Raw genomic sequence first — 14944 nt, 5'->3', positions numbered from 1 at the left:
CCAGGGTCGTCACCGCCGCGGCGGCTGTCCATCCGGTCCCGCACCCATCCCAAGATGGGTGTTGCGCCCGATATCTCCCGATCTCGGCCGCGGCCAGGCTGGGCCGCATGGACAACAACGCGCTGGTCGCCGCGCTCGGATCGGACGCCGTCGCCGCCGTCCACGGCTACCGGCTCGAGGTCGTCGACGAGGCCCGGTCGCGCGGGCTGACCCTGCGGTCCGTCTCGACCGGCGCCGGATCGGACCCGATCGACGTCCGGCTCGTGTTCGCCGACGGCCCGGCCGGAGTGCTGACCGGCCAGGTGCTCACCTGGGGCCCGGCCCGCGGCTGGTCGATCGCCCGGTCGGTCGCGGACGCGGCGCCGCGGTACCTGGCCGGTCCGCTCGCCCGGCCGGTGGATCTCGTGCCCACCCCGGCCGAGGTCCTCGACCGGGTCGTCAGTGGTCGGCGCGGCTCGACGGTGCCGCCGCTGGACGTGGAGCTGGACGACGAGCCGGCTGCGATCCGCCGGCTGCTCGGGTTCGCGACGGCGCGCAGCGGTCGGTCCCACGTCGACACGCTCAGTCTGTCCGCCTGACCCCGTCCGATCCGGGCAGGCCCAGGTTCTCCGCCGGCCGTACCACCTCCCTCCGGTCCGGCCGGCGGTCCCAAGGGGGACAGGAAGGCCACCTTCATGACGTCTGCGGTCCTGAAGGTGGCCTTCCTGGCATTCGGGCCCGGTCACTCCGCCGCCGCGGGGGCCTCCGCGTCGTCGACGGCCGTGCCCGTGTAGAACGCCGCCGTCCGGGCCGCCGACGCGGCCGCCGCCTCGGGGTCCGCGCCGGCCGCGATGTGCGCGTCGCGCCACCGCTCCGCGCTGAGCGTCATGAACGCGCGGCCTTCGTCGGACATGGCCCAGGCCTCGGCCTCGGCCGGCGTCACCACGCCGGGCGCGCCCAGATGCCCGGCCAGCCCGAGCAGGCCGCCCTCCCACCCGAGACCCACCGCGCCCGGGCCGAACCGGTCCCAGAACTCGTCGTCGACGTGCCCGACGTGCTCCAGGGTCAGCACAGTGCCCCCTGCGGGGGCCGGGTCGAACCGGACCTCGACGCCGCTCACGTCGCCGCCGAACTCCCATGTCGCGGCGAACGACCGCGGCGGGTCGCAGCGCTCGACGACCCCGCCCGCGTTGCCCTCCAGCTGGTAGCGGCCCCCGACCCGGAGATCACCGGTGATCGGCAGGAACCAGCGCGGGATCCGCTCGATGCTCGTGCACGCGTCCCAGACCTCGTCGACCGGTGCGTCGTAGGTGCGGGTGAGCGTGACGACCCGGGCCTCGCCTGCCTCCAGGACCCGGGTGCCGACCTCACGGCGCACCGCGTTGACGTGCTCGTGGATGTCGATCATGTCTCGCCTCTCTCGGGGTGTGGACTCAGCCGGCGGGGGCGTAGTCCGCCCACTGCGGCATCGCGGTGTCGTGCAGGGCGGCGCCGAGCCGGTCGAGGTACCAGCTCCAGCCGGCTTCGACGTCCGCAGGCGACAGGCCACCGACGACGCGCTGCTCGAAGAGCAGGACGGTGCGGCCGTCCTCCTCGGTCAGCGTCACGGCGACGCGCCAGGGCGGCCCGTCGCCCTCGGGGATGTCGAGGACGAGCCGGCGCGGCGGGTCGCACTCCACGATCGTCACGGTCACGGGTGGGGCGACCTCGCCGCCGGCGTCGACCTCACCGGTCATCGTGAACTCGACGGTGGTGTCCGTAGCCGGCGCCCACGTGCCGATCCAGCGCGCCGTGCGCTCCGACTCCGTGAGCGCCGACCACACGTCGTGGATCGGATCGGGCCACTCGCGCCGGAGCGCGACCGTCCGGCCGTCCTGCTCAACCTGCGGATCTGTCGTCATGGGTCTCTCCGTTCGGGCGACGGCGCCGGCCGCGCCGGATCTCGGTGTCGAGCGCGTCCAGGCGATTGGCGAGCCCTGGTGGTACGGCCGGGCCCGTCCGGTCGGGGACGGCACGCTCGGGGGCGCGCCGCTCCGGCAACGGCCGGAACCGCTCGAGCCAGGCGTCGAGTTCGGCCAGCGGCCCTCGGTCGAGCCGGTAGACGCGCCGCTGCGCGCGGACCTCGCTGGTGACGAGCCCGGCTTCCCGCAGCACGCGCAGGTGCCGGCTGATGGCGGGCCGGGTGACCGGGAAGCGTTCGGCGATCTCCCCCGCCCCCGCCTCGCCTGCCGCGAGCAGCTCGACGATCTCCCGGCGCACCGGATCGGCGAGGACCGCAAGGACGAGCACGGATCGCATTTAACTACAGCCTTCATTAACGGGCAAGTTACGCATGCGGGGAGGAACGTCCTGCGCTACGGTTCCCGCCACTCGTCCGGGTGATCGGACGAACCGGACCCCGGAGGGACAGCATGAGAATCGGCTCGGTGGTCCTCGTTCTCTGGCTCGTGATCGGCGCCCTCGCCGCCTACCAGCGCAACTACTTCTCCAGCGAGCCCGCGAACTGCGCGCAGATCAGCACCGTGCTCCTGACGGTGGTGGCCGGCCCGCTCAACTACCTGGGCCTGAATCCGCAGGTCGACTGCCCGTCGCTGCCGCAGCCGTCGCCCTGATCCTCCGACCGTTCAGTCGGCGGCCCGGACCCGGATGAGGAGCAGCTGCTCCGGGAACAGGGCCGGAGCGCGCAGGCCCGCGTGCTCGAGCACCGAGCCCGGCAGGGTGACGCCCTCGGCGAGCCATTCCGGCGCGCGCAGGCCACGCATCGCGGGCCGGTCGCCCGGCGGCTGCAGCCCGACGCGGTAGCGACGCGCCGGGTCCAGTCCGGGTAGCCGCACGACACCGGGCACCGAGGTCTCCGGCGTGACCAGCTGGACCAGGGCGAACAGCGCGTCCGACCCGTCCGGCGCGACGACGCCGTGCACGGCGAAGGAGGGGTCGTGCTGCGGCGCGCGCACGACCGTGCCCGTGTGCAGCAGCTCGCGGACCTCCTTGTAGAACGCCACCCAGGACGCCAGCTCCGTCCGTTCGACGTCGGTCGCGTTGGTCAGGTCCCACTCGATGCCGAACGAGTCGAACAGCGCCGTGCCGGCCCGGAACGACAGGTCGTGCGTGCGGCCGGTGGTGTGCGAGTGCGGCGCGCCGACGTGGCTGCCGACGAGCTCGGGCGGGATCAGCTGCGCGGTCCACCGCTGGATCTGCTGGCGCTCCAGGGGGTCGATGACGTCGCTGCCCCACACCCGGTCGGTGTGCTCCAGCACCCCCAGGTCCACCCGGAGCCCGCCCGACGAGCACGACTCGATCTCCACCCCGGGATGGCGGGCGCGCAGCTCGTCGAGCAGCCGGTAGACCGCGAGGGTCTGCGCGTGCACACCGGGCGTGCCCGTCCGCCCGCCGGCCTCGAGGAGGTCGCGGTTGTGGTCCCACTTGAGGTAGCTGATCGGGTACTCGCCGAGCAGCGCGTCGAGCCGCTCGAGGATGTACGCGTACGCGTCGGGGTTGGCCAGGTCCAGCACCTGCTGGTGGCGCGACGGCAGCGGCGTCCGGCCGTCCGTCCCCAGGACCCAGTCCGGGTGCGCCCGCGCCAGGTCGGAGTCGAGGTTGACCATCTCGGGCTCGACCCACAGGCCGAACTCCATCCCGAGCCCGCGGACCGCCTCGACGAGCGGGTGCAGGCCGTCGGGCCACACGCCCTCGTCGACGTACCAGTCGCCCAGCCCCGCAGTGTCGTCGCGGCGGTGGCGGAACCAGCCGTCGTCGAGGACGTAGCGCTCCACCCCGGCCTCCGCTCCCAGCCGGGCGAGCTCGGTCAGGCGCGCGAGGTCGTGGTCGAAGTACACCGCCTCCCACGTGTTCATCACGACCGGGCGCGGGCCGCGCGGGTGCTGCGGGCGGGACCGCAGGTGGGTGTGGAAGCGGGCCGCGATCGCGTCGAGGCCGGTTCCGTGGGCGCCGTACACCCACGGCGTCGTGTAGCTCTCGCCGCTGCCGAGCACGACCTCGCCGGGCAGCAGCAGCTCGCCTCCGCCCAGCACCGTCGCGCCGCCGGAGAGCCGCTCTGCGTAGGAGATGTGGTTCCCGCTCCACGCCACGTGCACGGCCCAGATCTCGCCACCACGTGTGTCGAACCCGGCCGTGCCCGCCGCGAGGACGAGCGGGGCGTCCGGGCCGGTGCGCCCGCGCCGGTTCTCCCGGGAGTGCACGCCGACGACGAAGGGCAGCCGCTGCGGCGAGCGCTCGCGGCCCCAGCGGCCCGCGAGGTCGAACAGCTCCGTCGCGACCGGCGGAACCGGCAGCGTCAGGCGCAGGCCTTCCAGCCCGTAGGCGTCCTCGGCTGTGGAGGTGACCGTCGCGCGCTGCCGCACGAGACCGGACGGCAGCAACTCGATCTCGATCCGGACGGTGAGGCCTGCGACGTCGTCGGCTCCGGTGGCGATCACGCGGTTGTCGGCGCCGTCGGCGGTGACGTCGAATCCGGTCAGGGTGAACCGGGGCGACCAGCCCTGCCCCGACCGCGACCCGGTGAGCCCCGGCCGCCCGTTCCAGCCCGCGGCGTGCTCGGGCAGCAGGGCGACGGCGCGGGCGGGGTCGTCGAGATCGTTCTGCACCGTGCCCGGCACCGCGGCGACCGCGAACGCGGCGAGGTCCGCCGAGGAGACGTCACCGAGGTCGTGCCCCCAGTGCAGCACCGCGGGCAGGAGCCCGTCGCGCACGTCGAGAACCAGGCTCACCCCCGCCGCACGCAGGTGAAGCAGGTCGCGAGCAGACACCGGGCCTCCCAGAACACTCACAGTTTGCGGGCGCCGTCGCTCGCCGTCGCCACGAACGTCGACGGGGCGCGGAACCCGGCCTTCTCGTAGGCGGCCTCCACCGCCCGCAGCACCGCCTCGACAGCGTCCGCCTCGACCAGCGCGAGCACGCATCCGCCGAACCCGCCGCCTGTCATCCGCGCGCCGTGGGCGCCGGCCTCGAGGGCCGCCGCCACCGCGGTGTCGACCTCCGGCACGGTGATCTCGAAGTCGTCGCGCATCGACGCGTGCGACGCCGTGAGTGCGGGGCCGATCACCCGCGGGTCGTCCCCGGACCGCAGGGCGCCGACGACGTCCAGCACCCGGGCGTTCTCCGTGACGACGTGCCGCACCCGCATGCGGAGCAGGTCACCCTCGGCACCGTCCCCGAGCCGGGCCAGCGCGTCGTCGAGGCCGTCGAGGGAGACGTCGCGCAGCGCCGGCACCCCGAGGATCTCCGCAGCCTGCGTGCACGAGCGCCGCCGTTCGGCGTACTCGCCGTCGACGTGCGCGTGCGGCGCACGGGTGTCGATCACCAGCAGGGTCAGGCCGGCTGCGGGCGGGTCGAAGGGCACCTGCTCGGCGCGCAGCGACCGCATGTCGAGGAACACCGCATGCCCGGAGCGCCCGTGCAACGACGCCATCTGGTCCATGCCCCCGGTCGGTGCACCCACCACGTCGTTCTCGGCCCGCTGCGCGGCGGCGGCGAGATCGTCGCGCGACAGGTCGAGGCCGGCGAGGTCGTTCCACGCGACGGCGACCGCGCACTCCAGCGCCGCCGACGACGACAGGCCGGCGCCTGCCGGGATGTCGCCGTCCACGACGACCTCCAGGCCGGGCACGTCGTGGCCCGCCTCCCGCAGCGCCCAGGCGACCCCGGCGACGTAGGCCGACCAGCCCGACACCGTGTCCGGAGCGATCTCCGCGAGCGCCAGCTCGACGGTCCCCTCCTGCTGGACCGACCGCACCCGCAGCACCGGCCGGTCGACCGGCCGGGCGGCGGCGGCCACCCCCTGCTCCAGCGCGAGGGGCAGCACGAACCCGTCGTTGTAGTCGGTGTGCTCGCCGATCAGGTTGACGCGGCCGGGCGCCCACCATCGGCCTTCCGGCTTCCCGCCGAAGGTCTCCGCGAACTCGGTCTCGACACGTTCGGCAGGCCCGGTCATCGGCCCAGTCCACTCATCCGCGCAGTATCTCCCCGTCCGGCACCCGGCGGGGTCCCTTCACGTGCACGTCGCCCTCGACGACGACCCCGGCACCGAACGTCACGTCGCCCTCGACCTCGAGCCGGGTGCAGCGGCGCAGCGACGGCGCGCCCGCGGCGAACCGCTGCTCGAAGTCGGGCACCAGCTTGTAGTGGTCGTCGTCCAGCGTGACGACCGGTCCGCCGTCCTCGTACGTCGGCGTCATCCGCCCGTCCGGCGTCAGCTCGTAGGCGTCGGACCACACCACCAGCAGGTCGTTGGTCGTCTTGACCGGCGCGAACCGCGAGCGCGGCACCTGCACGGCCCGGGCGCCCGGGATCGACCCGACGGCCGCACCCATGGCCGTCTCCAGCTGGATCACCTTGGTGCTCGACTTGTCGCGGGGGTCGACGGTCTTGCGGTTGACGATCAGCGGCAGCTCCGGTGCCGCGGGGTCGGCGGCCTGGAGCTCCTTGAGCGCCTGGAGGTCGACCCACAGGTTGTTCGTGTTGTAGTAGCGCCACCGGTCGACCTCGCCGAACGACGTGTCGCCCTCGGGCACCTGCGCCGTCTCGCGCAGGACCACCAGGCCGTCTGCCCCAGATCCTCGTCGCAGCGCGAGGTGCCCCCCCTTGCGGTCGGCCGCCGTCCCGCGCACGGCCTCCATCGCGAACGGCACGCCCTCGTCGGCCACCCACGCCGCGATCCGCACGTCGGCGAGCGCGCCGAGGTTGTCCGAGTTCGACACGAAGCACCAGCGCAGGCCGGCGTCGAGCAGGCGGTCCAGGGTGCCCGTGGCCGCCAGCGCGGTGTAGAGGTCGCCGTGCCCGGGCGGGCACCACTCGAGGTCCGGGTTCGCCGGCCACTCCACCGGCGCCAGGTCGTCGGCGCGCAGCTTGGGCTCGCGACCCTGCAGGAAGTCGAGCGGCACGTCCTGGTCGCGCAGGCCGTCGTAGCGCTGCAGCACCTCCAGCGACGGACCCTGGGTCGACGACGAGTTCATCAGCACCAGCGGCAGCCGGGCCCCGTACCGCTCGCGCAGCCCGAGGACCTGGGTCGCGATCACGTCGAGGAAGCTCTTGCCGGGCTTGACCTCGAGCAGCGACTTCGGGCCGGACAGGCCCATGCTCGTGCCGAGCCCGCCGTTGAGCTTGAGCACGACGAGCCGGTCGAGCACCTCCCGCGCCCGCTCCGCGGACGGCTCCGGCAGCGCGTCGAGCTCCGGCAGGTCCGGCAGCGGCTCGAGGACGTCGCCGGACAGCCGACCTGCGTCAGGATCGTCGAGCTGTTCGAGGCGCCGGGTCATGGCGGCCAGCTCGGCGGGGTGGGCGCCGGCGGCCCGCATCTTCTCGAGGGCAGCAGCGACGGAATCCATGGCGAAGCTCTACCACAGCCGGTCGGTGCCCACTCGCACCGACCGCGAGCGGGTGAAGCGGGAGTTCTTCCGCGATTCAGTTCGTGTTCGCCCCGGCTGCGTAGCGTCGCGCCGCAACCTGAGGAAAGGCTTCCCCACCATGGAGCTGTCCCTGATCGTCGTCGTGGTCGTGGTGACCGCGCTGGCGTTCGACTTCACGAACGGGTTCCACGACACCGCCAACGCCATGGCGACCTCGATCGCGACGGGCGCGCTGCGCCCCAAGGTGGCCGTCCTGCTGGCCGGCGCGCTGAACCTGGTCGGTGCCTTCCTGTCCGTCGAGGTCGCGAAGACGATCTCCAGCGGGCTGGTCGACGACGCACGGATCAGCCCCGTGGTCATCTTCGCCGGGCTCGTCGGCGCGATCCTGTGGAACCTGCTCACCTGGCTGCTCGGCCTGCCGTCCAGCTCGAGCCACGCCCTGTTCGGCGGCCTGATCGGGGCGACGCTCGTCGCCGCGGGCACCGGTGCCGTCAACTTCGGCGCCGTGCTCACCAAGGTGATCATTCCCGCGTTGATCTCACCGCTGCTCGCCGGACTGGTCGCGCTGATCGCGACCTACCTCGCGTACCGGATCACCGTGCGGGCCCACGACGGCACGACGAAGAAGGGCTTCAAGGTCGGGCAGATCGTGTCGGCCTCGATGGTCGCGCTCGCCCACGGCACCAACGACGCGCAGAAGACGATGGGCATCATCACCCTGACCCTGATCACCGCCGGCGCGCTCACCCCGAACTCCGGCCCGCCGTTCTGGGTCATCCTCTCTGCCGGTCTGGCGATCGCGCTGGGCACCTACATGGGCGGCTGGCGGATCATCCAGACGCTGGGCAAGCGGGTCAGCGACATCCAGACCCCGCAGGGCTTCGCGGCCGAGACCAGCGCGGCCACGGTCATCCTGGCCTCATCGCACCTCGGCTTCGCGCTGTCGACCACCCAGGTGGCCACCGGCGCGATCTTCGGCGCCGGCGCCGGACGGCGGCTGGCGTCGGTGCAGTGGGGTGTGGCCGGGCAGATGGCTCTCGCGTGGCTGTTCACCTTGCCCGCGGCGGCGATCGTCGGCGCGGTGGCGGCGTGGGTCTCCGGCACCGGGGTGACCGGCACGATCATCGTCGCCGTGGTCCTCATCGCGGCCGCGGCCGGCATCTACGCCGCGTCGCGCCGTCGTCCCATCAACGCCGACAACGTCAACGACGTCCCGGCGCCCGTGCCGGCGTCGGCCGCCGCCTGAGAGGAGTGACCGTGGGCATCGCCTGGGGATCCCTGTTCATCGTCTGCGTCATCTCGCTCGCCGTCGGCGTCGCGATCGTCGCCCTCGTCGCCTTCGCCCTGGTCGGGCTGTCGGCCAGAGCCCACGTCCCGGCCGGTGGGCCGAACGACGGCGCGCCGACCGTCAGCCCGGGTGCCGGGACCGCGATCGCGGGCGTGTGCCTGCTCGCGGCGGCAGCCATCGTCGGGTATGGCCTCTGGATCATCATCGCCTGACCGGCGTGACGTAGCGAAAGCGGCTTTCGGTGCACTCAACGCACCGAACGCCGCTTTCGCTGCATCCCGGGCGCGGGTGGACCTCCGGTACGGTGCGCGCCATGACCGAGGTCGCACCTGCGCGCTTCGGCGCCGTGGAAGCCGGTGGCACCAAGTTCGTCTGCCTGCTCGGCTCCTCCCCCGACGACATCGTCGCCCGCACCCGCATCCCGACCGGGGCCGACCCGGAGGCGACGCTGGCCGAGGTCGTCGCGTTCTTCGCAGCCGCGGAGGCTCCGGCGGCCGTGGGGATCGCGTCGTTCGGCCCCGTCGAGCTGCGGCGGGGCCACGCGCACTACGGCCACATCACCTCCACCCCCAAGCCCGGCTGGCGCGACGCCGACCTCGTCGGCCCGATCCGGCGGGCGTTCGGCGTCCCGATCGGCTTCGACACCGACGTCGCGGGCGCCGCGCTCGGCGAGGGCCGCTGGGGCGCGGCGCGGGGGCTGTCCACGTTCGTCTACATGACCGTCGGCACGGGCATCGGCGCGGCGGCCGTCGTCGGGGGACGGCCCGCCTCGGGCCTCGGGCACACCGAGATGGGCCACATCTCCGTGCCCCGCCAGGACGGCGACACCTACCCGGGCCGCTGCCCGTACCACGGCGACTGCCTGGAGGGCATGGCCGCAGGGGGCGCGATCGCGGAGCGGTTCGGCCGCCCCGGAGAGCAGCTCGACGGCGACGACCTCCGGCAGGCGACGCTCTGGGAGGCCGGCTATCTCGCGGCGGGGCTGCGGACGATCGTCTACACGATCGCCCCCGAGCGCATCGTGATCGGCGGGAGCGTGGCGGAGCTGCCGGGGCTGTTCCCGCTGGTGCGGGCCACGCTGATCGAGACGCTGGCCGGCTACGGCGTCCTACCCGAGCACGCGGCGGACGACTTCGTGGTGCCGGCGGGCCTCGGCGGGCTGGCCGGGCCCGCAGGCGCCCTGGTGCTCGCCGAGAACGCGCTGCTCGCCGAGAACGCGCAGGACACCGCGCAGGACACCGCGCAGACGACCGTGCCGGGCTGAGCGGTGCACGACCGGTCGGTGCTCGGCCCGGCGGACGTCGACGACGCCCGGCTCGCCGCACTGGCCGCCGCAGCCCTGGGGGTCGCCGACGAGGTGGAGCTGCTGTCGTCGCGGGCCGAGGTGGTCGCCTACGACATCGAGGCGCTGACGACGGCCGGCCGGTACCGGGTCACCGGCCGGGCACGGCACCGCGACGGCGACGCCTGCTTCGCGTTCTTCGTCAAGGTCGTGCAGTCGTGGAGCCGCACGCCGGCGTTCGCGTTCGTCCCCGAGGCGCTGCGGGAGTTCGCGCTGGCGGCCTTCCCGTTCGAGGCCGAGCCACGGGTGTACCGCAGCGATCTGGCCGACCGGTTGCCACCCGGCCTGACGATGCCGCGGGCGTACGCCGTCGTCGACCTCGACCCCGAGTCCACCGCGCTCTGGCTCGACCACGTCCCGGTCGTCGCCGCGCGCTGGGACCGCACCGCCCTCTCCCGCGCCGCACACCTGCTCGGAAGGCTGGCCGCGAGCCCGCAGGTGCGCCCGCTGGCGACGGTCGCCGACCCCGGACGGCACCGCACGCTCCGCAGCTACGCGGAGGGCCGCCTCGACCTGCACGTCGTGCCCGCCCTGCACGACGACGGCGTCTGGCGGCACCCGGTGGTGGCCGCCGCGTTCGACGACGCCCTGCGCCGTGACCTCGTCGCGGCCGCCGACGCGCTCCCGGCGCTCGTCGCCGAGATGGAGGCCCTGCCGCACGGCGCCGCGCACGGCGACGCCTGCACCCGGAACCTGCTCGTCGCTGCGGACCGCCCGGAGCTGGTGCTGATCGACTTCGGGTTCTGGGGCCCCCAGCCCTACGGTTTCGACCTCGGTCAGCTGCTCCTCGGCGAGGTCCAGCTGGGCGAGCGGCCCGCTGCGGCGCTGCCCGGCGAGGAGGGCGCGTGCCTCGCCGCCTACCTCGCCGGCCTGCGGGCGGAGGGCTGCGACGTCGAGGCCACGGTGGTCGAACGAGGGCACGCGCTGCAGATGCTGCTGTTCAGCGCACTGCCGTCGCTGCCGTTCGAACTCCTGGACGGCCCGCCGACCCCCGCGGCGATCGAGATCGCCCGCCAGCGGGCCGCCGCGGCGCGGTTCATCCTCGATCTCGTCGCCACCACCGCCACCCGATGACCGCGAGTCGGCACGTTCCCCGGCGCGAGTCGGCACGTTCACCGGCCTGAGTCGGCATGATGGCCCCGAGGCCAGGAAGGAGCCGTCGTGCCGATCAACCCGAACCTTCTGCCCGCCGTGCCCGTGCCGTTCCGCAGTGACGGCGCTCTCGACGGACCGCGCCTCGAGCCGCTCTACGAGTCGCTCCGGGCAGCAGACGTCGACGGCGTCTTCGTCTCCGGGACGACCGGCGAGTTCCCGACCCTGGACGACGCCGAGCGCGACGTGGTCCTCTCCGCGGCGCTCGCGGTCTTCGGCCCTGACCAGGTGTACGCGCACGTCGGCGCGGCGTCCGCCCACCAGGCCGAACGGCTCACGGCACGCGCGGTGATGCTCGGGGCGCGGAACCTCGCCGCGATCACCCCGTACTACCTCCCGGCCGGGCCGCGATCGCTCGAGGAGTACTACCGGCGGATCGCCGCGGAGGCCGGCGACGACGCGCGCCTGTTCGTCTACCTCTACGCCTCCCGCACGACGACCGCGGTCACTCCCGAGCAGCTCGCCGAGCTCGCGACGATCCCGTCGGTCGTCGGCGTCAAGATCAGTGGGGAACCGACCGAGAGGGTGCTGGAGTACCTGCGGGCCGCGCCCGCCGGGTTCGCGGTCTACTCCGGCAACGACGTCGAGTTCGGGAACGTCGCCCGGGCGGGCTGCGCCGGCGCCGTCTCGGGGGTCTCCAGTGCCTTCCCGCGGCCCTTCGTCGCCCTGCGCGACGCGCTGCGCCGCGGGGACGACGCCGCCGCGACGGCTGCCCAGGCCGGCGTGCAGCAGGCGGTCGCCGCCGCGGGCGGGAACGTCGCCCTGATCAAGACGGCACTGGCCGTGCGCGGCCTGCCGGCCGGGCCGCCCCGCGTCGCGCTCGACCCGCCGACGCCCGAACAGCTCGACAGGATCAGCGTGGCCGTCAAGGAGCTGTGTTGAGCCACGTCGCGACCTACCTGACCGACCTCGCGCCGGGCTCCGGCCGCCGCACCCCGCCCCGCTCCCGGCTGCGCACGGACGCGCCGGAGCTGTCGCTCGACGGCGAGTGGGACTTCCGGTGGTCGGCTGCCGGGGAACCGGACGGCGAGTGGGGGACGCTGCCCGTGCCGGCGCACTGGGTGCTGCACGGCCTCCGGGACGGCGCTGCCCCCTACGGCCGTCCGCAGTACACCAACGTGCAGTTCCCCTTCCCGATCGACCCTCCGCACGTCCCCGACGAGAACCCGGTCGGCGATTACCGGCGGACCTTCGACCGCCCGGACTGGGACACGGCGACGGTGCTGCTCCGTCTCGACGGCGTCGAGTCGGTGTACCGGGTGGCGCTCAACGGGACCGAGGTCGGCGTCGGCAAGGGCAGCCGGCTCGTCCAGGAGTTCGACGTCACCGACCTGCTGGTGCCCGGCCCCAACGAGCTGACGGTGCGCGTGCACCAGTGGTCGTCGATGAGCTACGTCGAGGACCAGGACCAGTGGTGGCTGCCGGGGATCTTCCGCAGCGTCACCCTGCTCAGCCGCCCGCGCGACGGCCTGGACGACGTGTGGCTGCGCACCGGGTACTCCGACGGCCGCGGCAGCGTCGATCCCGAGATCACCGGCACCTTCCCCGTCACGGTCTCGATCCCGGAGCTGGGCGTCGAGCGACGGTTCGACGCGGCGTCCGACGTGACGACCGTCGACGTCGGCCCCGTCGAACCGTGGACGGCGGAGACCCCACGTCTCTACGACGCCACCGTGAGCAGCCCGGGCGAGACCGTGTCGCTGCGCCTGGGCTTCCGCACCGTGGCGATCGAGGGCGAACGGTTCCTGGTGAACGGGCGCCCGGTGACCTTCCGCGGCATGAACCGCCACGAGACCCACCCCGAACGCGGCCGGGTGTTCGCCGAGCAGGCCCGCGCGGACCTGCTGCGGATGAAGCGACACAACGTCAACGCCGTCCGCACCAGCCACTACCCGCCGCACCACCGCGTGCTGGAGCTGTGCGACGAGCTGGGCTTCTGGGTCGTGCTGGAGAACGACCTCGAGACCCACGGGTTCGAGTTCGTCGGCTGGCGGGGCAACCCGAGCGACGACCCGGCGTGGGAGGACGTGTACCTCGACCGCATCGCGCGCACGGTCGAGCGCGACAAGAACCATGCCTGCGTGGTGATGTGGTCGCTGGGCAACGAGGCCGGCACGGGTCGCAACCTCGCCGCCACCGCGCACTGGGTGCACCGCCGCGACCCGGAGCGGCCCGTGCACTACGAGGGCGACCACACCGCGGCCTACACCGACGTCTACTCCCGCATGTACCCCTCGCCCGCCGAGGTCGCGGCGATCTGCGCCGACTCCGGAGAGGTCCCCGGTCTGTCCGCGGTGGAGACGCAGCGGGTGCGCGCGCGGCCGTTCGTCATGTGCGAGTACGCCCACGCCATGGGCAACGGCCCGGGCGCGCTCGACACCTACGACGCGCAGGCCGACGCGAGTCCGCGCCACCACGGCGGGTTCATCTGGGAGTGGCGCGACCACGGGATCCTCACGCGCACCGCCGACGGCACCCCGTACTACGCCTACGGCGGCGACTTCGGCGAGGTCGTGCACGACGGCAACTTCGTGATGGACGGCATGGTGCTGCCGGACGACACCCCGACGCCGGGCCTGGCGGAGTTCGCGGCGGTGAGCGCGCCGGTCGTCGTCGTCGCACGGCCCGGATCGCTCGAGATCACCAACCGCTATCACTCCGTCGACACGGCGCATCTGCGGTTCGTCGCGGTGGTCGAGGACGACGGCGTCATGCGTGAGGAGACCGAGCTCGCGGTCCCGTCGGTCCCGGCGGGTGAATCGGCCACCGTCGCGCTCCCGGCCTGGAAGCCCGCGCCGGACGCCGAGACCTGGGTGACGGTCCGCGCCGAGCTGGCCGCCGACGCGCCGTGGGCGGCGCGCGGGCACGTGGTGTCGCACGCCCAGTTCGCCGTCGCACAGCCCGCCCGACCGTCACGCCCGCCGCAGCAGGTGCGCCGGGCGGACACGGCGGGCGACGCGGAGTTCGACGAGCACACCGGCCGGTTGCGCCGACTGTTCGGCCTCGACGTCGACGGTCCGCGGCTGGAGCTGTGGCGGGCGCCCACCGACAACGACCGCGGGATCGCCAACGACAGCGCGGACCGCCGCTCCTCGGAGAGCCGCTGGCGCGAACGCGGCCTGGACCGCCTCGTGCACCGCGTCGTCTCCGTCGACCCGCACGGGCCCGTGGTCCGCGTCCGCGTCGGGGCGGCGAACAGCGCGCGGACCGTCGACGTCACCTACCGCTGGACCGTCGCCGACGAGGTCGCGCTGCAGGCCGAGATCGTGCCGTCGCCCGACTGGGACTGCACCTGGCCGCGGGTCGGCGTCCGGTTCGATCTGCCTCCGCAGCTGCGTCACGCCACCTGGTTCGGCACCGGTCCGCGCGAGTCGTACCCCGACTCGACGCGCGCGGCGCTCGTCGGCCGGTTCGCCGCCGATCTGGACGAGCTGAACGTCCGCTACTCCCGCCCGCAGGAGACCGGGCACCGGGCCGGGCTGCGGACGGTCGAGATCGGCGACGACACGGGCGTCCGGCTGCGGCTGCGAACCGTTTCCGGGCCGGCCGGTCGCCGTCCGGGGTTCACCTTGGCCGCGCACACCCCGCACGAGCTCGACCGGGCCCGGCACCCCCACGAACTGCCGCCGCCGACCCGCACCCACCTGTTCGTCGACGACGCCGTGCACGGGCTCGGCTCGGCGGCTTGCGGTGTCGAGGTGGCCCCGGAACACAGCCTGTGGCCGGGCGCGCGTGCGTTCGGAATGGTGTTCGAGGCGCCGTAAGGAGGGGCACTTCGCAGAGAACGTGGCGTCGTCGCAGGCACGATCGTCCCTGCGA

14 protein-coding genes are annotated in these 14944 nt (G+C 73.8%); 8 read left to right on the top strand and 6 right to left on the bottom strand.

Translation table 11 applies throughout. The features are described from left to right. Positions 1 to 107: 107 nt before the first annotated feature. Entirely contained in the window at positions 108 to 578 is a 471-nt protein-coding gene (locus RM445_RS21080) for a hypothetical protein (protein WP_311558533.1), read from the top strand. Positions 579 to 721: 143 nt separating this feature from the next. On the opposite strand, the gene RM445_RS21075 is transcribed toward RM445_RS21080, so the two are convergent. Genes RM445_RS21075 through RM445_RS21065 form a run of 3 tightly spaced genes read right to left on the bottom strand, consistent with a single transcriptional unit; the run spans position 722 to position 2268 of the window. Further along, positions 722 to 1387 (bottom strand): SRPBCC family protein, encoded by a 666-nt coding sequence (locus RM445_RS21075; RefSeq protein ID WP_311558532.1) that lies wholly within the window; start codon positions 1385 to 1387, stop codon positions 722 to 724. Positions 1388 to 1412: 25 nt separating this feature from the next. After that, positions 1413 to 1880, bottom strand: a complete 468-nt coding sequence (locus RM445_RS21070) for an SRPBCC domain-containing protein (protein WP_311558531.1) — start codon at positions 1878 to 1880, stop codon at positions 1413 to 1415. Continuing rightward, positions 1858 to 2268: an ArsR/SmtB family transcription factor gene (locus RM445_RS21065; protein WP_311558530.1), complete on the bottom strand. Its 411-nt coding sequence runs from the start codon at positions 2266 to 2268 to the stop codon at positions 1858 to 1860. Before RM445_RS21065 ends, RM445_RS21070 begins: the two co-directional genes overlap by 23 nt. Before the next feature lie 122 nt (positions 2269 to 2390). Here RM445_RS21065 and RM445_RS21060 point away from each other — a divergent pair, with 122 nt between their 5' ends. Continuing rightward, positions 2391 to 2591 (top strand): hypothetical protein, encoded by a 201-nt coding sequence (locus RM445_RS21060; protein WP_311558529.1) that lies wholly within the window; start codon positions 2391 to 2393, stop codon positions 2589 to 2591. A gap of 12 nt (positions 2592 to 2603) precedes the next feature. Here the strand turns inward: RM445_RS21060 and RM445_RS21055 are convergent, their stop codons facing one another. Genes RM445_RS21055 through RM445_RS21045 form a run of 3 tightly spaced genes read right to left on the bottom strand, consistent with a single transcriptional unit; the run spans position 2604 to position 7322 of the window. Continuing rightward, positions 2604 to 4745, bottom strand: coding sequence for an alpha-galactosidase (locus RM445_RS21055; protein WP_311558528.1), 2142 nt, complete (start codon positions 4743 to 4745; stop codon positions 2604 to 2606). Between the two features lie 17 nt (positions 4746 to 4762). Beyond that, positions 4763 to 5929, bottom strand: coding sequence for a galactokinase (galK, locus tag RM445_RS21050; protein ID WP_311558527.1), 1167 nt, complete (start codon positions 5927 to 5929; stop codon positions 4763 to 4765). A gap of 13 nt (positions 5930 to 5942) precedes the next feature. Then, on the bottom strand, positions 5943 to 7322 hold the full coding sequence (locus RM445_RS21045; RefSeq protein WP_311558526.1) for a UTP--glucose-1-phosphate uridylyltransferase: 1380 nt from the start codon (positions 7320 to 7322) through the stop codon (positions 5943 to 5945). 139 nt (positions 7323 to 7461) lie between these two features. Between RM445_RS21045 and RM445_RS21040 the strand changes: the two genes are divergently transcribed. From RM445_RS21040 to RM445_RS21015, 6 genes are all read left to right on the top strand, one after another. Beyond that, positions 7462 to 8589: an inorganic phosphate transporter gene (locus RM445_RS21040; protein ID WP_311558667.1), complete on the top strand. Its 1128-nt coding sequence runs from the start codon at positions 7462 to 7464 to the stop codon at positions 8587 to 8589. An 11-nt stretch (positions 8590 to 8600) separates the two neighbouring features. Next, the gene (locus RM445_RS21035) at positions 8601 to 8843 is read left to right on the top strand and encodes a hypothetical protein (protein WP_311558525.1); all 243 of its coding nucleotides are present in this window, start codon (positions 8601 to 8603) and stop codon (positions 8841 to 8843) included. 101 nt (positions 8844 to 8944) lie between these two features. Continuing rightward, positions 8945 to 9895, top strand: a complete 951-nt coding sequence (locus RM445_RS21030) for an ROK family protein (RefSeq protein WP_311558524.1) — start codon at positions 8945 to 8947, stop codon at positions 9893 to 9895. A 3-nt stretch (positions 9896 to 9898) separates the two neighbouring features. Further along, on the top strand, positions 9899 to 11047 hold the full coding sequence (locus RM445_RS21025) for a phosphotransferase (protein ID WP_311558523.1): 1149 nt from the start codon (positions 9899 to 9901) through the stop codon (positions 11045 to 11047). A gap of 87 nt (positions 11048 to 11134) precedes the next feature. Beyond that, on the top strand, positions 11135 to 12007 hold the full coding sequence (locus RM445_RS21020; protein WP_311558522.1) for a dihydrodipicolinate synthase family protein: 873 nt from the start codon (positions 11135 to 11137) through the stop codon (positions 12005 to 12007). Then, positions 12004 to 14889, top strand: a complete 2886-nt coding sequence (locus tag RM445_RS21015) for a glycoside hydrolase family 2 TIM barrel-domain containing protein (protein WP_311558521.1) — start codon at positions 12004 to 12006, stop codon at positions 14887 to 14889. Before RM445_RS21020 ends, RM445_RS21015 begins: the two co-directional genes overlap by 4 nt. Positions 14890 to 14944 lie beyond the last annotated feature (55 nt).

This window comes from Pseudonocardia charpentierae (genome assembly GCF_031845345.1).
Lineage (GTDB): Bacteria > Actinomycetota > Actinomycetes > Mycobacteriales > Pseudonocardiaceae > Pseudonocardia > Pseudonocardia charpentierae.
Note: the sequence above shows the minus strand (reverse complement) of the source record. Positions and strands in the feature narration are given on the sequence as shown.